Source organism: Streptomyces sp. NPDC059080 (assembly GCF_042739975.1).
Lineage (GTDB): Bacteria > Actinomycetota > Actinomycetes > Streptomycetales > Streptomycetaceae > Streptomyces > Streptomyces benahoarensis.
Map to the genome: position 1 here is coordinate 67,439 of NZ_JBHYGX010000023.1, position 18,981 is coordinate 86,419.

Here is an 18,981-nt window from a genome sequence, read left to right on the forward strand (position 1 = left end):
GCCGTCGCACCACCCTACTGCGCCCGCTGATCACGGTGCTCCCGCGCCGCCGCCCACGGCCGCCTCACCGGCGTCCCCGGCACCCGCCGCGTCCGGCGGGGGGACCAGTCCACCGAAGTCCCCGGTGTCCCCGAGCCGTACGACGAAGGGCCGCAGCCGGGTGTAGCGGATCGCGGTGACCGAGCAGGGCTCGACGGCGATGCGCTGGAAGAGGTCGAGGTGGAGGCCGAGCGCCTCGGCGACCAGCGCCTTGATGATGTCGCCGTGCGAGCACATCAGATACGTCGCATCCGGACCGTGCGCCGCCTCGATCCGGGCGTTCCAGTCGTGCACGGCGTCGGCCGCGCGAGCCTGCATGGCCCGCATCGACTCGCCCCCGGGGAAGGCGGCGGCCGACGGGTGGCGCTGGACGACCTCCATCAGCGGTTCGCCGCTCAGCTCGGCGAGCTTGCGGCCCGACCAGTCGCCGTAGTCGCATTCGTTGATGCGGTCCTCGGCGTGCAGCGGCAGCTCGGGGCGGGCCTCCAGCAGCGGGCGGAGCGTTTCGCGGCAGCGCTGGAGCGGGCTGGTGACGGCGGCAGCCAGCGGCACCCGCGCCAGCCGGCCGGGGAGCGCCGCGGCCTGCGCCGCGCCGCGCTCGTCGAGGGCGATTCCGGGGGTCCGGCCCGCGAGGACGCCGGAAGTGTTGGCGGTGGAGCGGCCGTGCCGCACCAGGATCAGCGTGGGCATGGCGGCCACCCTACGTTCCCCGGGGTGTGTCTTTCCGGGGGCGGGGTGAGAATTCCTGGTGTGATCGTGGACTGCGCCATCTACCGGGACGGGCGCCGCACGGAGCGGCCCGACGACTTCCCGACCGCGCTCCGGGAAGCCCGTCGCCAGCGCGGTCACGCCTTCCTGTGGCTGGGCGTCCACGAACCGACCCCGGAGGAGTTCGAGCGGATCAGCGGCGAGTTCGGGCTGCACCCGCTGGCCGTCGAGGACGCCCTCAAGGCGCATCAGCGGCCGAAGCTGGAGGTCTACGACGACTCGCTGTTCATGGTGCTCAAGCCGGTCGACTACGACGAGCGCACCACCACCGTGACCACCACGGAGCTGATGGTCTTCGTCGGCGACGCGTTCGTCGTGACCGTCCGGCACGGCGAGACCGGCCCGCTGGCGGCCGTCCGGCGGCGCCTGGAGCACCGGCCGGACACCCTCCGGCACGGCCCGACGTCGGTGCTCTACGCGGTCAGCGACGCGGTGGTCGACCACTACATCGAGGTGGCCACCGCACTCCAGGGCGATCTGGAGGACCTGGAGGCCGAGGTCTTCTCACCGGACCGCGCGGAGAGCCGGAACACCGCCGCGGAGATCTACGCGTTCAAACGCCAGGTGCTGGAGTTCCGGCACGCCACGGGCCCGCTGACCGAGCCGATGACGCGTCTCCAGGAGAACGGCGTGCCGTTCGTCCACGACGGCTCACGGCCCTTCTTCCGGGACGTCAGCGACCACCTGGCGCGCGCCAACGACTCGGTGGAGGGCCTGGACCGGCTGCTCTCCGACGTCCTCGCCGCGCATCTGGCGCAGATGGGGGTGCGGCAGAACGACGACATGCGCAAGATCTCCGCGTGGGCGGCGCTGGCCGCCGCCCCCACTCTGATCGCCGGGATCTACGGCATGAACTTCCACCACATGCCGGAGTTGGGCTGGCGTTTCGGCTACGCCGGGGTGCTGCTGGCGATGGTGGCGATCGAATTCTCGCTGTACCGGCTGTTCAAGCGGCGCGGCTGGCTGTGAGCGGCACCGTACGGCGCACCCGGCTCAGGCGTACTCGGTGACCGGCCCGCCCAGGGCGTCGCGCCGCTCGGGCATCCGGAGGCTGACCATCCGGCGCCAGCCGACGAGGCGTTCGTAGCCGTACAGCAGGCGGATGCCGACGGCGAGCAAGGCGGCCTTGGGGGCGGGCCAGCCGAGGATGCGGCCCATGCGGTCCATGACGGCGAGGCTGACGTCCCGGTAGACGGCGATCTCGGCGAACGCACAGTCGCGCAGGATCCGCTGGATGGTGCGGCCGTGGCCCTCCCGGGCGAGGCGGAGCAGTTCCTCGTGGCAGTAGGCGAGGTGGTTGTCCTCGTCCTGGGAGATCATCCGGACCGCGCGGCCCAGCTCGGGATGGTCGCCGAAGTGCTTCCGCAGCAGCTGCATCTGCTCGGACGCGCGCTGCTCGGTGACCCGGCTGTGCGCGAGGTAGGTGACGACGTCCTCCTCGGTCAGCGGCACGGTGCCGCGGAGCCGGTCGTGGGCGAGGCCGATGCCGCGGCGCTCCAGGAGCATGGTGTAGTCGATGGCGGCAGGGACGGTGGCCGCGTCCAGGCCGCGTTTGTACAGCAGGGCGCGGAAGATCCGGCCGTGCTTGTCCTCGTCGGTGCCGTGCCGGGCGGCCTTCGGTGCCAGGTCGCGCCGGTCCTCGGGGATGAGGGCGGCGATCCGCCCGTTCTCCCAGCCGCCCTGGGACTCCCCGCCGGCGGCGATGGAGCAGAAGAGTCGGTACGCCTCGTCGTTGTCGACGATTTCCTGGAACAGGCTCCGGGCCGAGAGCATCAGCGCCACCTCCGAAGGACATGCCTGGAGGAAAAGTCAAGAGCGGGGCGGCGGGCCCGGCAACCGGAGGAGAAGGATCGTTCCTCCGTGCGAACGAGCGGGGGCGTAACCGGGTGGAAGGCGGGGCGTTGTCCCCGGTGACGGCCGTGGCAGGGAGGACCCCGAGCCCCCACCACGGGCGCGGTCCGCAAGCCGCCCGGTGCCCCGGCACCGGGCGGCTTTCCGCATCAGGCAAGCCCGGCCTTCTCCAGCGCCTCGGTGCCCGCGCGGACGCCGGCGAGCCGCTCCTCCAGGGTGAATCCGGCGGGCGCCAGCGTCAGGGTGGTGACGCCCGCGGCGGCGTACGCCTGCATCCGCTCCGCGATCCGCTCCACGGGGCCGAGCAGCGCGGTCCGGTCGATCAGCTGCCGCGGGACGGCGGCGGCCGCGCCGTCCTTGTCGCCGGAGAGGTACTTGTCCTGGATCTCGGCGGCTTCCTTGCCGTATCCCATGCGGGTGGCGAGCTTGTTGTAGAAGTTCTGCTTGCGGCTGCCCATGCCGCCCACGTACAGCGCGGTGTACGGGCGGAACATGTCGGCGAGCGCGTCGACGTCGTCGCCGACGGCGAGCGGCAGCGTCGGGCAGACGTCGAAGCCGTCCATCGTCAGCCCGGCCTTGGCGCGGCCCGCCCGCAGGGGCGCGAGGGCGGTCTCCTCCAGGTGTTCGACCGAGGGGAAGATCAGCAGCGCGCCGTCGGCGATCTCACCGGTCTGCTCCAGGTTCTTGGGGCCGATCGCCGCGATGTAGAGCGGGATGCGCTCGCGGGTCGGGTGGACGGTGAGCTTGAGGGGCTTGCCGGGGCCGTCGGGGAGCGGCAGCGTCCAGTGCGCGCCCTCGTACGACAGGCGCTCGCGGGCGAGCGCCTTGCGGACGATGTCGACGTACTCGCGGGTGCGAGCGAGCGGCTTGTCGAACGTCACGCCGTACCAGCCCTCGGAGACCTGCGGGCCGGAGACGCCGAGGCCCAGGCGGAAGCGGCCGCCGGAGAGCGAGTCGAGGGTGGCCGCGGTCATCGCGGTCATGGCGGGGGTACGGGCCGGGATCTGGAAGATCGCCGAGCCGACGTCGATCCGCTCGGTGCGGGCGGCGACCCAGGACAGGACCGTGGCGGCGTCGGATCCGTACGCCTCGGCGGCCCAGCAGACCGCATAGCCGAGCCGGTCCGCCTCCTGCGCCACGGCGAGGTTGTCGCCGTCCATCCCGGCGCCCCAGTAACCGAGGTTGATGCCAAGCCTCATGCCGCTCCCCTTACCAATCAGTAACGTCACGTTTCGGGGACTCTAGCGCGCACCGGCGTCCGGCGTCATGAGCGGGTTGTCCACAGGTCTGCTGCGCGGGACCGATGACAACTAACCTCGGGCCGCATGGAGCAACGGCATCTCGGCCGTACGGGTCTGCGCGTGTCCCGTATCGGGCTCGGCACACTGACGTGGGCGCGCGACACCGACGAGCGGGCGGCGGCCGAGCAGCTCAAAACGTTCTGGGAGGCGGGCGGCAGCCTCGTCGACACCGCGGACATATACGCCGACGGCGGCGCCGAGCGGCTGCTCGGGCGGCTGCTGGAGGGTCTTGTGCCGCGCGCCGACCTGGTGATCGCCACGAAGGCGGGCAGCGTCCTGGAGCCGGACCGCCGGGTGGACGGTTCGCGCCGCCATCTGCTGGCCGCGCTGGACGCCTCGCTGCGCCGCCTGGGCACGGACCACGTCGACCTCTGGCAGCTGCACGCCTTCGACCCGCACACCCCGCTGGAGGAGACGCTGCAGGCGCTGGACACCGCCGTCAGCAGCGGCCGCGCGCGGTACGCCGGGCTCGCCGGCTTCTCCGGCTGGCAGCTCGCCAAGGCCGCCACCTGGCAGCTGGCCGAGCCCACGGTGCGCACCCGGCTGGCGAGCGCGCAGCTGGAGTACTCGCTGCTCCAGCGCGGTGTGGAGCGGGAGGTGCTGCCCGCCGCCCACGACCTGGGGCTGGGGCTGCTGCCCGCCTCGCCGCTGGGCCGCGGCGTGCTCACCGGCAAGTACCGCCGCGCCACCCCGGCCGATTCGCGGGGTGCCTCGGAGCGGCTGGCCGGATTCGTCGCGCCGTATCGCGACAAGCGGTGCGACGGCATCGTCGACGCGGTCACCACGGCGGCCGACGGGCTCGCCGTCACCCCGCTCCAGGTCGCCCTCGCGTGGGTACGCGACCGCCCCGGGGTCGTCGCCCCGCTCGTGGGCGCCCGTACGGCGGCGCAGCTCGCGGCGGCGTTGTCAGTGGAGGCGCTTACGCTTCCTGACGAGATCACCCGGGCGCTGGACGACGTGTCGGCCCCGGCCCACCACTATCCCGATCACCACTGGAGCACGCTGTGAGCACCGACCGCCCCGCCGGCGAGACCGCGCCCGAGCAGGAGGCCGCGCCGGGCAACCCGCCCGCACCGTCGGAGGCTGCGTCTTCGGGTGGCCCGGTGGGGGCGGCCCCTTCGGGTGATCAGGCGGAGGCGGCTTCTCCGGAGGGCCGGGCTGAGGCCAGGCGGGCCACGGGCGAGGCCGAGCAGGGTGCGGGCGCGGCCGGGGCGGCGCGGGCCTCCGGTGGCGCGGCGCCCGGCGCCCCGGCTCCGGACGGGAAGGCCACGGCGGCGGCGCTGGCGGCGGCAGTGCGGGCGGTGGAGAGCGGCGAGCGCTCCGCCACGTCCTTCTTCAACGACGCACCGCGGCCCCCGGCCACCCGGCCCGCAGCGGCGCCACCCACGGGAGGCCCGGCGGGCGGCGGACGGCCTTCCCAGGGTGCTCCGGGGACGCCCGGTGGCGCCCCGGCACGGGCCGCGGCCCCATCCGGCGGGGAGCGGCGGCCGGAGCCGTCCGCGCCACCGCGCCCGCTGCCGCCCACCGCCCAGGGGATCGACGGCGTACGCCAGGTGCTGGCGGCCGGCGGCGCCCCGGAGGCGCTGGCGGGCAAGGCCGCCGAGGTGCTCGGCGAGCGGGCCGGCGAGACGCTGCGCGAGGACCCGTGGCAGCTGCTGGCGGTCCCCGGCGTACGGCCCGAGCAGGCCGACACCTTCGCGCGGGCACTGCTGGGCACCGCCTGCGAGCCGGGCGACGAGCGGCGCGCCGTGGCCCTCGTCGGCTGGCTGCTGGAGCAGGCCGCGCTGGCCGGGCACTCCGCGCTGGAGGCGTCGGCACTGCTGGCAGCACTCGCTGAGCGGGCGGTGCCGGACCCGGACGAGGCCCTCCAACACGCCCTCGCCGAGGGCGCAGCCCTCGTCTTCCAGGACGCCCTCGACACCCCGGCCACGCCCCGGCCCGCCACGGATGACGAGGAGGAGACCCCCGTCCGGATACTGCTGGGCCTCGATCGCTACGCGATGGCCGAGGAGAGCGTCGCCGATGGGTTGGCCCGTCTGCTCAGCACGTTCGAGGTGGTGGGGGAAGCCGGGCCGGAGGGCGTTGGGGCCGAGGCCGGGCAGGAATCCGCGGACGCAGCCGGGCCGGAGGCCGCGGACGCAGCCGGGCCGGAGGCCGCGGACGCAGCCGGGCCGGAGGCCGCGGACGCAGCCGGGCCGGAGGCCGTGGAGACAGCTGGGCTGGAGGCCGGACAACGGGAGCCGGAGGCCCGGGACGGGGCCGGTGCGGAGTACACGGAGGCTGCCGAGCAGACGGCGGGCTCCGGGGACACCGACGCTGCGGGTCCCGAGGCCGGGAGCCGTACCGCCGCGGAGAACAGCCCTGCTGAGCCCACCGGCAACAACGGGGTCGCCCCGGCCGACGAACGGGCACGGCCCTCCGCGGCAGAGTGGGAAGCAGCAGCATCGGCAGCCCCCTCCCCCTCCGCGGCCGAGCTGATCCGGGCCGTGGCCCACAGCGGCCTGGTGGCGCACACCGGTGCCGAGGCGGCTCGCGCCGAGCCCGCCGCGCTGGTCGCCGCCGCCCGCGCCCTGGGGCTGCGCGCTTACGCCGCCACGCACACCGGCAACGGCCGCGCCCGGCTGACCGCCCCACTCGCCGCGGCGGCCGCCCCGGAAACGGCGGTGGCCCCCGGTGCGGCGGCCGTCACCGTCGCCGGACTGCTGTCGGGCCGGGAGGGGCCGGGCCGGGATGCGGACGGGGCGCTCGCCCTCGACCTCCTCGTCGTCCTCGACGCCCCGCAGCTGGACCTGGAGACCGCGGCAGCACTCATCGAGTCACTGGCCGACGGCGTGCGGCTGGTACTCAGCGGCGACCCGGGGGTGCTCGGGTCCGCGGGGCCCGGCCGCCTCTTCGCCGATCTGCTGGCCGCCCGCTGCTGCCCGCAGATCGCCTCGCGCACCCCGGACTTCGGCCCGATCGGGGAGCTGGTGTCCGGCATCGGCATCGGGGAGCTGAACCCGGTGGAGGCGCCCGGCAAGGAGGTGGTGATCGTCCCCGTACGGGACGCCCAGGAGGCGGTGCACCGCACGGTCCAGCTGGTGGCCGACTCGGTGCCGCGGGCGCTGGGCGTGCCGCCGCAGGAGACGCAGGTCATCACCGTCGGCCACGGCGGCTCGGCCGGCACTCGCGCGCTCAACGCCGCCCTCAAGGAACGGCTCAATCCGGGCCCCGGCCGGTTCGGCGGCTTCGACCCCGGGGACCGCATCGCCTACTCCCCCGCTCCGGGACGCACCGTCCCCGCCACGGTCACCGGCGCGGACTCCGACGGGCTGCGGCTGGACTGCGACGGCGCGGCCGTCGTGGTCGAGCGCGCCCGCGTCGAGGCGGGCGCGATCCGGCACGGCTGGGCGCTCACCGCCCACCAGGCGGCCGGGATGCGCTGGCCCGCGGCCGTCGTCGTACTGCCCGGCGACGCCGCCCAGGGGCTGAACCGGGCCTGGGTCTACACCGCGTTCAGCCGCGGCGAACGCCATCTCTCGGTGGTCCAGGGCGTGGACCAGGCCCTCCCCCGCGCCGTCGCCGACATCCCGGCCAAGGAACGCACCACCCGCCTGCGCACCCTGCTCCAGCAGCAGAACGCCGAGGCCACGGGGGAGGACACGCAGGTGGGCTGAGGCCCCGGGTGCCGGGGCGGGGCCCCGGCCCGTCGCCCCGCTCCCGCCAGGGGCCGGGTGCCGGGACGAAGTGGTCCCGCCCGGTCTCCACCGCCCCCACGGGCGTACCGCCCCGCCACGACAGGCCCCGGCAGCCCACTGCCCCGGACCATCGGAAACGCATACGCGCTCCCCACGCCCCGGGGCGGTGTCAGCTCATCGGCCGGCCGGATCAGCCAGGTCCATCGCATCGGTCAGGCCGGCCGCATCAGGCGCACCGCTGCACACGCCTCGCCGAGAGGCCGCGCACCGGTGCCGGGCGGGCCGGGCGCTCAGCGCCCCCGATCGGCCCCGCCCCGGACGTCCTCCTCCTCATCCAGCTCCTCGTCGAATACCGAGCTGACGTCGAACCGGCAGACCACCTGCTGCGGATCGATGTCCTCGAACGGCTCCGACAGCCACTCCCCCGGCTCCGGCGGGTCGTCGGCGGCCGCGACCCAGAGCGTGGAGTCGCCCTCCTCCAGGCCGAACTCCTTGTGCCGGGAGGCGATTTCATCCGGCTCGAACTCGCCGAAGAGGACGCCCAGCGCCGCGTACACGCTGGTGCCCACCAACGCGGCGCCGTCCTCCCCCGGGGCACGGGCCGCGTCGTCCACGGTGTCCGGGTCGAGATCGGCTACGCGCTGTGCCTGATGGAGCAGTCGCTGCGGGTCGGCGACCGCGTAGTCCCGGCGGATCAGCACGCTCAGCGCGTTGGGTTCCTCCGGCCCCTGGTAGGCGGGCAGATGGTCACTTCCGGGGATCTCGAAGGGGGTGACTTCGTCGTAGGTGTCGTAGAGCAGCTCGTCGTAGACCTCTGCCGCGGCGGCGAGTTCGTCGAACGCGGCGTAGACGGCCGGATCGTCCTGCCCCGAGCGGCGTTCCACCGCGTCGAGGTGACGGTCCAGTGCGGCTTTGACCGCCTCGGCGGCGGCACGTACCTCGGCAGCGGAAGGCTGCGCAGCATCAGACATGATGCAGACGCTATCCGTACCGGGGCCGGTCCCGCACAATAGATGCGATGCCGGAATACGAATTCTGCGATGTGTACGTGCCTCGGGGGGTCTCCCGCAAGGCCGCCACACGCCTGCTGACCGACCACGCCGAGTACGGACACTGGGAGTTGGACCGCCTGCGCCTCAACCCCGACGGCAGCCGCAAGGTGCGGCTGCGCCGCCGGATCATCCGCCAGCTCCGCGCCACGTGGTGACCACGCCCGCCACCCACTGACGGCGCGCGCGAGCGGTACGCCGTGCCCGCCCGGGCCGACGTACCGCCCCGCACGGTACGCGCCCACCGCCGCGCGGCGGCGCGCGGTCCCTCCGGGCAACGCAAAGCGGGCCCCGCCGGTGCGGCGGGGCCCGCTTCGTTCTGCGATGCCGTAAGGCACTACCTCACTTGCGTGCGGCGCGTGCCCGGCGGTAGAGCAGAGCGCCACCGAGCATCAGACCGGCGCTGGCCGAGGCCGCGTACCCGATCGACTCGGCGCCGGTGTGCGCGAGCTCACGCGTCGGCTCCGGAGTCGCGACGATCTTGGCGTGCGACGCCGTCTGCGGCCGCAGCCCCGGCGTGGACGGTGTGGAGGGGTGCTCCTTCACCGGCTCACCGGGGTGCTGCGGATGCGACGGCTTCTCCGGGTGCTCCGGGTGCCCCGGCTCGACCGGGTGGCCCGGCCTGGTCGGGACGGCGTCGTTACCGCACTCGTTGCCGGACGCGCCGTTGAGCACGCCGACGACGCCGACGCTGTTGCCACAGGCGTTGACCGGGATGTCGACCGGCACCTGGACGTTGTTGCCGGACGCCACGCCCGGCGAGCCGATGGCGCCGCCCTGGGCGGTCGAGCCGTGCGGGCCGCCGTGCCCACCCTGCTGCTTGCCGTCCTCGTCGTGGTGGCCGCCACCCGGCGAAGTCCGGTGCTCACCGGAGTCGTTGGCGCAGCTGTTGCCCATCGCGGGGTTGAGCAGACCGACGACGTTGACGGTGTTGCCGCAGGCGTTGACCGGTACATGGACCGGGACCTGCACGGAGTTACCGGATGCGACACCCGGTGAGTGCGCCGCGCCCCCCTGGGCGCCCGCGTCGGCGTGTGCGTAGCCGACCGTGGCGGCGAGGATGCCGCCTGCAGCCGCCACGGTAATCAGGCCCTTGCGTGCGACCTGCCTCATAGATTGTTCCCCTGCCTCGTGCCTTGCGAATACGGACGGACGCGGAAGCATGCCGCCCACCTAAAATCCCCCGCAGCTCCGGAACGCGAGGCGCCCCGGAGCCGACCGGATCGGCCCCTTGCGGTGCAGATGTGACGTCAGTCGTTGATGCAGGTGTTGCCGAAGGCGGGGTCCAGCAGCGCGATCACGGAGACCGTGTTACCGCAGGCGTTCACCGGGATGTGCACCGGAACCTCGATCACATTGCCGGAGATCACGCCCGGGGAGCCGACAGCGACACCCTGGGCTCCCGAGTCGGCAACGGCCAGGCCCGCGCCGGCGAGCACGAATCCACCGGTGAGCGCCGCGGCAGCGACGACCTTCTTGATCATGTAAATCCTCCTACGTTGGCAGTGCGATCCCAGCCGCGGACCGCACAGCCTGCAACGACGTGGAGGGCCTTCAGGCTACGAAGATGACTCAGCATTCACTCTTTCCAGCGAAAAACCCTTCAGCATTGGGTAGTTCACCCCCTGTAGGGGTTCTCAGCTAGCGTCGATGAAACGGTCCAGCACACGGACGCCGAACTTCAGCCCGTCCACCGGCACCCGCTCGTCCACGCCGTGGAACATGCCCGCGAAGTCCAGCTCCGGCGGCAGCTTCAGCGGCGCGAAACCGAAGCCGCGGATGCCCAGCCGGTCGAACGACTTGGCGTCGGTACCGGCCGAGAGCATGTACGGCACGGCCCGCGCGATCGGGTCCTCGGCCTGCAGCGACGACTGCATCGCGTCGACCAGGGCCCCGTCGAAGCTGGTCTCCAGCGCCTTGTCGGCATGGATGTCCTCGCGCTTGACGCGGGGGCCGAGGAGGCGGTCGAGGTCGGCCAGGAACTCCTCCTCGTAGCCGGGCAGGAAGCGGCCGTCGACATGGGCGGTGGCCTGACCGGGAATGACGTTGACCTTGTAACCGGAGCCGAGCTGGGTGGGGTTGGCGGTGTTCTTGAGGGAGGCGCCGATCAGCTTGGCGATGCCGCCGAGCTTCGCCAGCGTGGCGTCCATGTCCTCCGGGTCGAGTTCGGTGCCCAGGGCGTCGCCCAGTTCGTCCAGGAAGTGGCGGAGCGTCTTGGTGACGCGCACCGGGAACTCGTAACGGCCCAGGCGGCCGACGGCCTCGGAGAGCTCGGTGATGGCGTTGTCGCGGTGGATCATCGAACCGTGACCGGCGGTACCGTCCACGGTGAGCTTCATCCAGTGCATGCCCTTCTGCGCCGTCTCGACGAGGTAGAGCCGCAGGTTCTCGTTGACGGTGAACGAGAAGCCGCCGACCTCACTGATCGCCTCGGTGACGCCCTCGAAGAGTCCGGGGTGGTTGTCGACGAGGTAGCGGGCGCCATAGGTGCCGCCGGCCTCCTCGTCGGCGAGGAAGGCCAGGACGATGTCGCGGGGCGGCTTGCGGCCGGAGCGCATCCGGTCGCGGACGACCGCCAGCGTCATCGCGTCCATGTCCTTCATGTCCACGGCGCCGCGGCCCCAGACGCACCCGTCGGCGATGTCGCCGGAGAACGGGTGGTGGGTCCAGTCGTCGGCGTTGGCCGGGACGACGTCGGTGTGACCGTGGATGAGCAGGGCCGGGCGGGAGCTGTCCTCGCCCTCGATCCGGGCGACCGTCGAGGCCCGGCCCTTGTGGGATTCGAAGATCTGCGGTTCCAGCCCGACCTCCGCGAGCTTCTCCGCCACGTACTCCGCCGCGGCGCGCTCGCCGGGGCCGGAGTGGTCGCCGTAGTTACTGGTGTCGATCCGGATCAGGTCCCGGCACAGGTCGACGACCTCGTCCTCACCGGTGACCGTACGGGCCGGCTGTGACTCGCTCACACTGCCTCCTTGGGGTTCACGGCCGCGGCACGCTCACCCAAGGACCGGCCGCGGCGGGGTCCACCGCCATCCTCCACCCGTGGCGGGCTCCGCCCAAGGCCGCAATACGGCCGACATGCCCTGGTCACAGCCGCGTACCGGGTGCGACGTGCGGGTGATCGAGCACCCCGAAAGGTTTGCTATTGTTTTCTCTGTCGGAACGGCCCAGGCCGGAACGGCAGACACCTTGTCCGGGTGGCGGAATGGCAGACGCGCTAGCTTGAGGTGCTAGTGCCCTTTATCGGGCGTGGGGGTTCAAGTCCCCCCTCGGACACCAGCTGAGACCCCTGTTCTTCAGGGGTCTTTTGCTTTTCCTGGTGGTGGCGTGACCGACCGCGTGCCCGGCAGCTGGGTGAACCCCTGGGTCAGGCCATGGATGGCAGGGGCCGAGCGGCCTGTGGCGATGGGTGGCTGAACGCGGGCGCTCCGCTCATCGTCAGAGCAGTCGGACTCCGGCGTACCGCCGACGGAGATCATCGCTCCGGACATGGAGCGGCGAACGACGGTGTTCCCCGAAACGCGGATGCCGATGGCAGGGCTGGATTCCTCGAATTCCCTTCCGCGCGCCGCATCGGCATCGCGGGGGCCGATGGCGCATGTCACCGGCATCACCATCCCGTCAAGCTCGCCGCCGTACGCGCTGATGACGGTTCCGAGGGCACTTGTTTGACTCTGTCTTGCGCCTCCTTGACCACCGTCTCGGTGAGTTGTTGTGGACGCGTTGGGGGGAGCGGTATGGCGATCGAGCTGGCTGGTCAAGTGGTGTCGTTTCTTCAGTTCATCGGGGTGAACCGGCCGGACATCAACGAGGACAAGGTCCGCGAACTCGGGTCCCATGTGCGGGATTTCGCACAGCAGGTGGATGACACCCACAAGGATTCCACGGCCACGGTCAAGCAGCTTCGGGACGTTTTCGGGGCGCGCGTAGCATGGGCCGGATGAGTGCCAAGCGTTCCGGGCGGGCAGCCGCCGAAGCTCCGTGCCGGGTCACTGTCTGCCGTGGTTGCTGCTGTGGTGACGGGGCGAAGGTTCCCGGTGTCGATCATGCCGGGCAGATCCCACGGCTGCGGGCGGCGCTGGGAGACGTCGCGCCGGTGCGGGCCTCGGAGTGCCTGGACGTCTGTGATCAGGCGAATGTGGTCGTGGTGCAGCCGTCGGCCGCTGGGCGGGCCGCGGGCGGGCGCCCGGTGTGGCTCGGGCTGGTCAACGACGAGGCCGCGCTGGCGGACATCGCAGAGTGGATACGGGCCGGTGGGCCGGGGGTCGCGGAGCCGCCGGGGGTGCTGGATCTGTACGCGTTCACCGTGTCGCGGCGGGTGCGGGAGGCGCTGGAGGGGTGAGGCCGGCCGTGCCTCATGGCGTGGGCCTGCCGGGGGCGCCGAGGCTGCCGCTGCCGTAGGGCCGGCCGTACCTCATGGCGTGGGCCTGCCGGGGGCGCCGAGGCTGCCGCTGCCGTAGGGCCGGCCGTGCCTCATGGCGTGGGCCTGCCGGGGGCGCCGAGGCTGCCGCTGCCGTAGGGCGGGGCGGGCCCCGCGGCCCGACCGGACCGGAACGCCTGGCGGGCCGGCAGCCCCACGGAGCGGATTCCGCTCAGGCGACCTCCCGAGCCGCTGCCTTCCCCGCCGTCCGGCCCGAGAAGAGGCATCCGCCCAGGAACGTGCCCTCCAGGGAGCGGTAGCCGTGGACGCCGCCGCCGCCGAAGCCGGCGGCTTCGCCTGCCGCGTAGACACCGGGCAGCGGGGTGCCGTCGGGGGTGAGGACGCGGGAGGCGAGGTCGGTTTCCAGGCCGCCGAGGGTTTTGCGGGTGAGGATGTGGAGGCGTACGGCGATGAGGGGGCCCGCCTTGGGGTCGAGGAGGCGGTGCGGGGTCGCGGTGCGGATGAGGCGGTCGCCGAGGTATTTGCGGGCGCCGCGCATGGCCGTGATCTGGAGGTCCTTGGTGAAGGGGTGGGCGATCTCGCGGTCGCGGGCGACGATCTCGCGGTGGAGCGCGGATTCGTCGATCAGTGGCTCGCCCGTCAGGTCGTTCATCTGGCGGACCAGTGCGGGCAGGGTGCGGGCCGTGAGGAAGTCGGCGCCGTGGTCGAGGAACGCCTGGACGGGGCCGGGGGCGCCGCCGCGGGCGCGGCCGAGGACGTCGCGGACGGACTTGCCGGTCAGGTCCGGGTTCTGTTCGGAGCCGGAGAGGGTGAACTCCTTCTCGATGATCTTCCGGGTGAGCACGAACCAGGTGTGATCGTGTCCGGTGCGCATGATGTGGTCGAGGGTGCCGAGGGTGTCGAAGCCGGGGAAGAGCGGCACCGGCAGGCGCTTGCCCGTCGCGTCCAGCCAGAGCGGGGACGGGCCGGAGAGGATCCGGATGCCGTGCTGCGGCCAGATCGGGTTCCAGTTGTCGATGCCCTCGGTGTAGTGCCACATCCGGTCGCGGTTGATGAGGCGGGCCCCGGCCTCCTCGGCGACACCGAGCATCGCGCCGTCGACGTGGGCGGGGACGCCGGAGAGCATGTGGCGCGGCGGGGTGCCGAGCCGTTCCGGCCAGTTGGCGCGAACCAGGTCGTGGTTACCGCCGATGCCGCCGGAGGTGACGATCACGGCTTGGGCGCGGAGTGCGAAGGTGCCGGCCGTCTCGCGGCTGCTGGGGGTGCCGCGCTCGGCGTCGGAGGGGACGAGGAGGTCGCCGCTGACGGTGTCCACGGCGCCGCCGGTGCGGGTCAGGCCGGTGACACGGTGGCGGAAGCGGAGATCCACCAGGCCGCGCGCGGCACCGGCGCGCACCCGGCGGGCGAAGGGGGCGACGAGGCCGGGGCCGGTGCCCCAGGTGACGTGGAAGCGCGGGACGGAGTTGCCGTGGCCGGTCGCGTCGTAGCCGCCGCGTTCGGCCCAGCCGACGACGGGGAAGAACCGGACGCCCTGGCGGTGCAGCCAGGAGCGCTTCTCCCCGGCGGCGAAGTCGACGTACGCCTCGGCCCATTTGCGGGGCCAGTGGTCCTCGGGGCGGTCGAATCCGGCGGTGCCGAGCCAGTCCTGCCAGGCCAGGTCGTGGCTGTCGCGGATGCGCAGGCGGCGCTGCTCGGGCGAGTCGACGAGGAAGAGGCCGCCGAAGGACCAGTGGGCCTGGCCGCCGAAGGACTGTTCGGGCTCCTGGTCGAGGAGGATCACCTTCCGTCCCGCGTCGGCCAGTTCCGCGGTGGCCGCGAGGCCCGCCAGGCCCGCTCCGATCACGATCACATCAGCGTCGTACGCCATCGTCAGCTCTCCTCACCGGGGCGTGCCGGACGCCCCGGATGCCGTGGTGATCCGATCCTCTGCGCGGGTCGGTACGGGCGTCAACAGCTCGTACCAACCGGTCGGCATGGGGTGTGGGCGGGCGTTGCGGGCCAGCGGGGCGGTGGCGCGGCAGGCCGACGTGACGGCGGCCACCGCGGCGGGCGGGCCGGGTGGCTATCCTCGGGCTCACCTCCACACCGCCCGATACGAGGTGTATGTCCGTGACCGTGATTCTGCTGGCCCTCGGTGCGGCCTGTTGTCTGGGCCTGGGGTTCGTCTTCCAGCAGGCGGCCGCGCAGCACGCGCCGATGAAGGACTTCCTCTCGCTGCGGCTGCTGCTCGATCTGGCGCGGATGCCGCGCTGGCTCGCCGGGATCGGGCTGATGGTGTGCGGGATGGCGCTGGGCGCGTTCGCGCTGGGGGTGGGCGACATCACGCTGGTCGAGCCGTTGTTGGCCACCAATCTGCTGTTCGCGATGGCGCTGTCGCGGTGGCTGACCCGGCAGCGACTGGGACGCAGCGGGTGGGCCGGGCTGTGGCTGCTGGCGGGCGGGGTGACGGCGTTCATCGTGGCGGGGCGGCCGCACGGCGGACAGGCGACCGCCGACCAGCTGAGGCAGTGGCTGATCATCGGCGTGGTGCTGGGCACGGCGCTGCTGCTGACGGCGGTCGCCAAGCGGATGTGGATGGCGCTGGAGGCGGCGCTGCTGGGGACGGCGGCCGGTCTGCTGTACGGGTTGCAGGACGCGCTGACGCGGATGAGCGGGGACCGGTTCACCGCGGGCGGCTGGACGGCGGTGGCGACGAGCTGGCAGCCGTACGCGGTGGTGGCGCTCGGGGTGACGGCGCTGGTGCTGGTCCAGAGCGCGTTCGAGACGGCGCCGCTGCGGCTGTCGCTCCCGGCGCTGACCGCGGCGCAGCCGCTGGCCGGGATCGCGTGCGGGGTGGGGTTCCTCGGCGACCAGCTGCGGGTGACGCCGGGCGCGCTGGCGTGGCAGGCGGCCGGGATCGTGGCGATCGTGGTGGGGATCGTGCTGATCGGCAGGCATCCGGCGATGCCGCCCGGCTCGGGGCCGCCGCATCCGCGGGCGCGGGCGCCGCGCTGAGGCGGCCGGTCGCCGGTGGCGGGGCCCGGCGTTCCGGTGGCGGGGCGCCGGTGGTTGCATGGCGGCATGACCGATCAGCAACCGCTCGATGCGGACGAAGTGCTCGACATCGTCGATGAGCAGGACCGGGTGGTGGGCCGGGCGCCGCGCGGCGAGGCGTATGCCCGCAACCTCCGTCACCGTTGCACGTTCATCCTGGTCAGGGACGCCGAGGACCGGATCTTCGTCCACCGCAGAACGGACCGGAAGCTGGTCTTCCCCGGGCGTTACGACATGTTCGTCGGCGGTGTGGTGGGCGCCGGGGAGAGCTACGACGACGCGGCGCTGCGGGAGGCCGAGGAGGAGTTGGGCGTCCAGGGGCTCGACCGGCCCGAGCACCGCTTCTCGTTCCTCTACGAGGCGGACGGCAGCTCCTGGTGGTCGGCGGTGTACGAGGTGCGGTGCACGCTCCCGGTGGCGCCACAGGAGTCGGAGGTGGCCTGGCACGCCTTCGTCACGGAGGAGGAGCTGGAGCGGCGGCTGGCGGAGTGGCCGTGGACGCCGGACGGGGTGGCGGCGTACCGGCGGCTGCGGGAGTGGCACGCCGGCGAGGCCCGCTGATGGCGGCGCGGCAGTGAGCGGTGACCTGCGGTCGGTGCGGGAGGCGGCGCGGCTGTGGTGGTCGCCCGCGCGGATCGGCGAGGAGGGCCGGACGCCCGACTACCGCTTCTCGCTGGCGAACGAGCGGACCCTGCTGGCCTGGCTGCGGACCGGACTTGCGCTGGTCGGCGGCGGTTTTGCGGTGGATCAGTTCCTGCCGCGGCTGCATCCGGGGCTGCGGACGGTGTTCACGGTGGCGCTGCTGGTGGCCGGGGCGCTGTGCGCGGTGCGGGCGGTGCACCACTGGGTGCGGTGCGAGCGGGCGATGCGGCGCGGCGAGGATCTGCCGGTGTCGCGCTTCCCGTCGCTGCTGGCGCTGGTCGTGGGGGCGCTGGCCGCCGCGATGGTGGTGCTCGTCGCGGTCGGCTGGACGCGCTGAGCGTGGGCACGGCGCGGGACGGGGACGGGGCCCGGGATCCCGGGTTGCAGCCGGAGCGCACCCGGCTGGCCTGGCGGCGGACGACGCTCTCCTGCACGGTCGTGGTGGCGCTGGCCGTCCGACGGCTGACGCAGTCCGCGGCACCGGGGGCGGTGGCGGCGGGTGCGGTGGCGCTGACGGGGGTGGTGTGGCTGGTGTTCGGGCTGGTGGCGCATCGCCGGATGCGGGAGATGGCGGAGAGGCGTCCGGTGGTGCTGGGGGTGCGCGGGGCGGGGGTTGTGGGACTGTGCACGGTGGTGTTGGCGGTGTTGGGTGGGGTGGTTTTGGTGGGTGAGGAGTGAGGGGCGAGAGGTGAGGGGAACGGTGGCCAGGGGTGCGGGGTGGGCTGCGGGCTCGGCTCGGGGTGCGGGGTGGGCTGCGGGCTCGGCTCGGGCTACGGGGTGGGCTGCGGGCTCGGCTCGGGTTCGCCTCGGGCCCCGGCCCGGTGGGTGCGGCGGGTCTTGGCCCGGCCCAGGGACCTGGCCTCGCCCGGCGGGTACGGCTGAGGCCAGGCGGCCTCGTGCGGGCCGCGCCCCGTTCCGTACGGCCGGGCGGCCCGGTCGACGCAGACCCCCTGGCGCCACGGTGGCCGGGCCCGGCCCAGGCCCTGCCCTCGCCCCCAACCCGGCACGCACGCTGCCCGTAGCCCCACGCGTCGGCGGCGCGCCACCGCCCCATCCCCTGGCGATACGGTGACGCGGCCGCCGCTCCGTGAGTTGCCATGGCCCGCCCCGAGAGGCGCGGGCCGGCCCCGGGGCGGTGGACGGACCACCGTCATCCCCGAGGAGCCTCCCCATGTCCCGACCCTCCGGACCCGCCTCCCCCGTGCCCGCCGCCCCCGAGGAGCCGGGGCTGACCGAACTGAGCCCAGGTGTCTCGGCGTTCGTCCAGCCGGACGGTGGCTGGTGTCTGAACAACGCCGGGGTGGTGACCGACGGCGAGGCGACGTTGCTGGTGGACACCGCGGCGACCGAGCGGCGGGCGCGGCTGCTGGCGCGGCGGATCGCGGAGAGCGGGGCGCCCGCGCCGCGTACCGTCGTCAATACGCACCACCACGGCGACCACACCTACGGCAACGCCGTCTTCGCCCCGGCGGCCACGATCGTCGGGCACGCCGCCTGCCGTAGCGAACTTCTCGCGGCGGGGCACCAGTTGGAGGCGGTGTGGCCGGAGACGGACTTCGGCGACATCGTGCTGACGCCGCCGTCGCTGACGTATACGGATGAGTTGACGCTGTACGTCGGTGACATCGAGGCGCGGCTGATCCATCCGGGCGTCGCGCACACCCGGGGCGACACGGTGGTGTGGTTGCCGGGGCGGCGCACCGTCTTCACCGGGGATCTGATCTTCCACGGCGGTACGCCGTTCCTGCTCATGGGCTCGCTCGCCGGGTCGCTGCGCGCGCTGGAGCTGCTGCGGTCGCTGGACGCGACGACGGTGGTGCCGGGCCACGGGCCGGTGACCGGGCCGGAGGTGTACGACACCGTCGAGCGGTATCTGCGGTACGTCGACGAGCTGGCGCGACGCAGCCACGTAGCCGGGCTGAGCCCGCTGGAGGCGGCCACCGGCGCCGACCTCGGGCGGTTCGCCGAGCTGGCCGAGAGCGAGCGACTGGTGGCCAATCTGCACCGCGCGTACGCGGAGCTGGAGGGCGCCGAGCCCGGTGCGCCGCTGGATGTGGGGGCTGCTTTCGCCGACATGACCGTGCTGAACGGCGGGGTGCCGGTGGCCTGTCACGCCTGAGCGGACGGTGGGCCGGGGGCGCGGGGGGGGCGCCCCCCCCCCCCCCCCCCCCCCCGGGGCCCCCCCCCCCCCCGCCCCCCCCCCCCCCCCCCAAAAACGGGCCCCCCCGGCCCCGAGGCGG

Annotated in this window: 20 protein-coding genes and 1 tRNA gene; 12 read left to right on the forward strand and 9 right to left on the reverse strand. The window is 73.5% G+C overall.

Going from position 1 to position 18,981, the window contains the following annotated elements; all coding sequences use genetic code 11:
• Positions 1-30: 30 nt before the first annotated feature.
• Positions 31-729, reverse strand: a complete 699-nt coding sequence (locus ACFWWQ_RS19345) for a histidine phosphatase family protein (protein WP_384597670.1) — start codon at positions 727-729, stop codon at positions 31-33.
• 51 nt (positions 730-780) lie between these two features.
• On the opposite strand from ACFWWQ_RS19345, the gene ACFWWQ_RS19350 reads away from it, so the two are divergent.
• Positions 781-1,776, forward strand: a complete 996-nt coding sequence (locus ACFWWQ_RS19350; protein ID WP_384597708.1) for a magnesium and cobalt transport protein CorA — start codon at positions 781-783, stop codon at positions 1,774-1,776.
• Positions 1,777-1,800: 24 nt separating this feature from the next.
• Here ACFWWQ_RS19350 and ACFWWQ_RS19355 read toward each other — a convergent pair whose 3' ends face one another.
• Both ACFWWQ_RS19355 and ACFWWQ_RS19360 read right to left on the reverse strand, forming a co-directional pair.
• Positions 1,801-2,580: a ferritin-like domain-containing protein gene (locus ACFWWQ_RS19355; RefSeq protein WP_384597673.1), complete on the reverse strand. Its 780-nt coding sequence runs from the start codon at positions 2,578-2,580 to the stop codon at positions 1,801-1,803.
• Between the two features lie 227 nt (positions 2,581-2,807).
• Positions 2,808-3,857, reverse strand: coding sequence for an LLM class F420-dependent oxidoreductase (locus tag ACFWWQ_RS19360; protein ID WP_384597675.1), 1,050 nt, complete (start codon positions 3,855-3,857; stop codon positions 2,808-2,810).
• Between the two features lie 126 nt (positions 3,858-3,983).
• On the opposite strand from ACFWWQ_RS19360, the gene ACFWWQ_RS19365 reads away from it, so the two are divergent.
• Together ACFWWQ_RS19365 and ACFWWQ_RS19370 are read left to right on the forward strand one after the other, a co-directional pair.
• Positions 3,984-4,967: an aldo/keto reductase gene (locus ACFWWQ_RS19365; protein ID WP_384597676.1), complete on the forward strand. Its 984-nt coding sequence runs from the start codon at positions 3,984-3,986 to the stop codon at positions 4,965-4,967.
• A complete protein-coding gene (locus ACFWWQ_RS19370; RefSeq protein ID WP_384597678.1) occupies positions 4,964-7,615 on the forward strand; it encodes a helix-hairpin-helix domain-containing protein in 2,652 nt (883 codons plus the stop codon). The genes ACFWWQ_RS19365 and ACFWWQ_RS19370 overlap by 4 nt, the downstream gene beginning before the upstream one ends.
• 311 nt (positions 7,616-7,926) lie before the next feature.
• Here ACFWWQ_RS19370 and ACFWWQ_RS19375 read toward each other — a convergent pair whose 3' ends face one another.
• Positions 7,927-8,607 (reverse strand): hypothetical protein, encoded by a 681-nt coding sequence (locus ACFWWQ_RS19375; RefSeq protein WP_384597680.1) that lies wholly within the window; start codon positions 8,605-8,607, stop codon positions 7,927-7,929.
• Between the two features lie 47 nt (positions 8,608-8,654).
• On the opposite strand from ACFWWQ_RS19375, the gene ACFWWQ_RS19380 reads away from it, so the two are divergent.
• Entirely contained in the window at positions 8,655-8,843 is a 189-nt protein-coding gene (locus ACFWWQ_RS19380; RefSeq protein ID WP_006607658.1) for a DUF5703 family protein, read from the forward strand.
• A 184-nt stretch (positions 8,844-9,027) separates the two neighbouring features.
• On the opposite strand, the gene ACFWWQ_RS19385 is transcribed toward ACFWWQ_RS19380, so the two are convergent.
• From ACFWWQ_RS19385 to ACFWWQ_RS19395, 3 genes are all read right to left on the reverse strand, one after another.
• The gene (locus tag ACFWWQ_RS19385) at positions 9,028-9,798 is read right to left on the reverse strand and encodes a chaplin (RefSeq protein ID WP_384597682.1); all 771 of its coding nucleotides are present in this window, start codon (positions 9,796-9,798) and stop codon (positions 9,028-9,030) included.
• Positions 9,799-9,935: 137 nt separating this feature from the next.
• On the reverse strand, positions 9,936-10,169 hold the full coding sequence (locus tag ACFWWQ_RS19390) for a chaplin (RefSeq protein ID WP_384597683.1): 234 nt from the start codon (positions 10,167-10,169) through the stop codon (positions 9,936-9,938).
• A gap of 153 nt (positions 10,170-10,322) precedes the next feature.
• Positions 10,323-11,648, reverse strand: a complete 1,326-nt coding sequence (locus ACFWWQ_RS19395) for a M20/M25/M40 family metallo-hydrolase (protein WP_384597684.1) — start codon at positions 11,646-11,648, stop codon at positions 10,323-10,325.
• A 228-nt stretch (positions 11,649-11,876) separates the two neighbouring features.
• On the opposite strand from ACFWWQ_RS19395, the gene ACFWWQ_RS19400 reads away from it, so the two are divergent.
• Positions 11,877-11,964 (forward strand) — tRNA-Leu (locus ACFWWQ_RS19400).
• 17 nt (positions 11,965-11,981) lie between these two features.
• Here the strand turns inward: ACFWWQ_RS19400 and ACFWWQ_RS19405 are convergent.
• Positions 11,982-12,302: a hypothetical protein gene (locus ACFWWQ_RS19405; protein ID WP_384597686.1), complete on the reverse strand. Its 321-nt coding sequence runs from the start codon at positions 12,300-12,302 to the stop codon at positions 11,982-11,984.
• Between the two features lie 120 nt (positions 12,303-12,422).
• On the opposite strand from ACFWWQ_RS19405, the gene ACFWWQ_RS19410 reads away from it, so the two are divergent.
• Together ACFWWQ_RS19410 and ACFWWQ_RS19415 are read left to right on the forward strand one after the other, a co-directional pair.
• A complete protein-coding gene (locus tag ACFWWQ_RS19410; protein ID WP_384597687.1) occupies positions 12,423-12,629 on the forward strand; it encodes a hypothetical protein in 207 nt (68 codons plus the stop codon).
• Positions 12,626-13,027, forward strand: a complete 402-nt coding sequence (locus tag ACFWWQ_RS19415; protein WP_384597689.1) for a (2Fe-2S) ferredoxin domain-containing protein — start codon at positions 12,626-12,628, stop codon at positions 13,025-13,027. Before ACFWWQ_RS19410 ends, ACFWWQ_RS19415 begins: the two co-directional genes overlap by 4 nt.
• Positions 13,028-13,277: 250 nt before the next feature.
• Here ACFWWQ_RS19415 and ACFWWQ_RS19420 read toward each other — a convergent pair whose 3' ends face one another.
• Positions 13,278-14,933, reverse strand: coding sequence for an FAD-binding dehydrogenase (locus ACFWWQ_RS19420; protein WP_384597690.1), 1,656 nt, complete (start codon positions 14,931-14,933; stop codon positions 13,278-13,280).
• Between the two features lie 236 nt (positions 14,934-15,169).
• Here ACFWWQ_RS19420 and ACFWWQ_RS19425 point away from each other — a divergent pair, with 236 nt between their 5' ends.
• The 5 genes from ACFWWQ_RS19425 to ACFWWQ_RS19445 all read left to right on the forward strand — a co-directional run bounded on the left by ACFWWQ_RS19425 (position 15,170) and on the right by ACFWWQ_RS19445 (position 18,860).
• On the forward strand, positions 15,170-16,060 hold the full coding sequence (locus ACFWWQ_RS19425) for a DMT family transporter (RefSeq protein ID WP_384597691.1): 891 nt from the start codon (positions 15,170-15,172) through the stop codon (positions 16,058-16,060).
• 66 nt (positions 16,061-16,126) lie between these two features.
• A complete protein-coding gene (locus ACFWWQ_RS19430; protein ID WP_384597692.1) occupies positions 16,127-16,660 on the forward strand; it encodes an NUDIX hydrolase in 534 nt (177 codons plus the stop codon).
• Positions 16,661-16,673: 13 nt separating this feature from the next.
• Positions 16,674-17,078: a YidH family protein gene (locus ACFWWQ_RS19435; protein ID WP_384597694.1), complete on the forward strand. Its 405-nt coding sequence runs from the start codon at positions 16,674-16,676 to the stop codon at positions 17,076-17,078.
• 44 nt (positions 17,079-17,122) lie between these two features.
• The gene (locus ACFWWQ_RS19440) at positions 17,123-17,419 is read left to right on the forward strand and encodes a DUF202 domain-containing protein (protein ID WP_384597695.1); all 297 of its coding nucleotides are present in this window, start codon (positions 17,123-17,125) and stop codon (positions 17,417-17,419) included.
• Positions 17,420-17,912: 493 nt separating this feature from the next.
• Entirely contained in the window at positions 17,913-18,860 is a 948-nt protein-coding gene (locus ACFWWQ_RS19445) for an MBL fold metallo-hydrolase (protein WP_384597697.1), read from the forward strand.
• The last annotated feature ends 121 nt before the right edge of the window (positions 18,861-18,981 follow it).

What these genes read in the sequence shown, in the direction of transcription:
- ACFWWQ_RS19415 (WP_384597689.1), top strand. Translation starts at nt 12,626, where the DNA reads ATGAGTGCCAAGCGTTCCGGGCGGGCAGCCGCCGAAGCTCCGTGCCGG.
- ACFWWQ_RS19375 (WP_384597680.1), bottom strand. Translation starts at nt 8,607, where the DNA reads ATGTCTGATGCTGCGCAGCCTTCCGCTGCCGAGGTACGTGCCGCCGCC.
- ACFWWQ_RS19420 (WP_384597690.1), bottom strand. Translation starts at nt 14,933, where the DNA reads ATGGCGTACGACGCTGATGTGATCGTGATCGGAGCGGGCCTGGCGGGC.
- ACFWWQ_RS19430 (WP_384597692.1), top strand. Translation starts at nt 16,127, where the DNA reads ATGACCGATCAGCAACCGCTCGATGCGGACGAAGTGCTCGACATCGTC.
- ACFWWQ_RS19410 (WP_384597687.1), top strand. Translation starts at nt 12,423, where the DNA reads ATGGCGATCGAGCTGGCTGGTCAAGTGGTGTCGTTTCTTCAGTTCATC.
- ACFWWQ_RS19360 (WP_384597675.1), bottom strand. Translation starts at nt 3,857, where the DNA reads ATGAGGCTTGGCATCAACCTCGGTTACTGGGGCGCCGGGATGGACGGC.
- ACFWWQ_RS19380 (WP_006607658.1), top strand. Translation starts at nt 8,655, where the DNA reads ATGCCGGAATACGAATTCTGCGATGTGTACGTGCCTCGGGGGGTCTCC.
- ACFWWQ_RS19445 (WP_384597697.1), top strand. Translation starts at nt 17,913, where the DNA reads ATGTCCCGACCCTCCGGACCCGCCTCCCCCGTGCCCGCCGCCCCCGAG.
- ACFWWQ_RS19355 (WP_384597673.1), bottom strand. Translation starts at nt 2,580, where the DNA reads ATGCTCTCGGCCCGGAGCCTGTTCCAGGAAATCGTCGACAACGACGAG.
- ACFWWQ_RS19365 (WP_384597676.1), top strand. Translation starts at nt 3,984, where the DNA reads ATGGAGCAACGGCATCTCGGCCGTACGGGTCTGCGCGTGTCCCGTATC.
- ACFWWQ_RS19345 (WP_384597670.1), bottom strand. Translation starts at nt 729, where the DNA reads ATGCCCACGCTGATCCTGGTGCGGCACGGCCGCTCCACCGCCAACACT.
- ACFWWQ_RS19390 (WP_384597683.1), bottom strand. Translation starts at nt 10,169, where the DNA reads ATGATCAAGAAGGTCGTCGCTGCCGCGGCGCTCACCGGTGGATTCGTG.
- ACFWWQ_RS19405 (WP_384597686.1), bottom strand. Translation starts at nt 12,302, where the DNA reads ATGGTGATGCCGGTGACATGCGCCATCGGCCCCCGCGATGCCGATGCG.
- ACFWWQ_RS19385 (WP_384597682.1), bottom strand. Translation starts at nt 9,798, where the DNA reads ATGAGGCAGGTCGCACGCAAGGGCCTGATTACCGTGGCGGCTGCAGGC.
- ACFWWQ_RS19425 (WP_384597691.1), top strand. Translation starts at nt 15,170, where the DNA reads ATGTCCGTGACCGTGATTCTGCTGGCCCTCGGTGCGGCCTGTTGTCTG.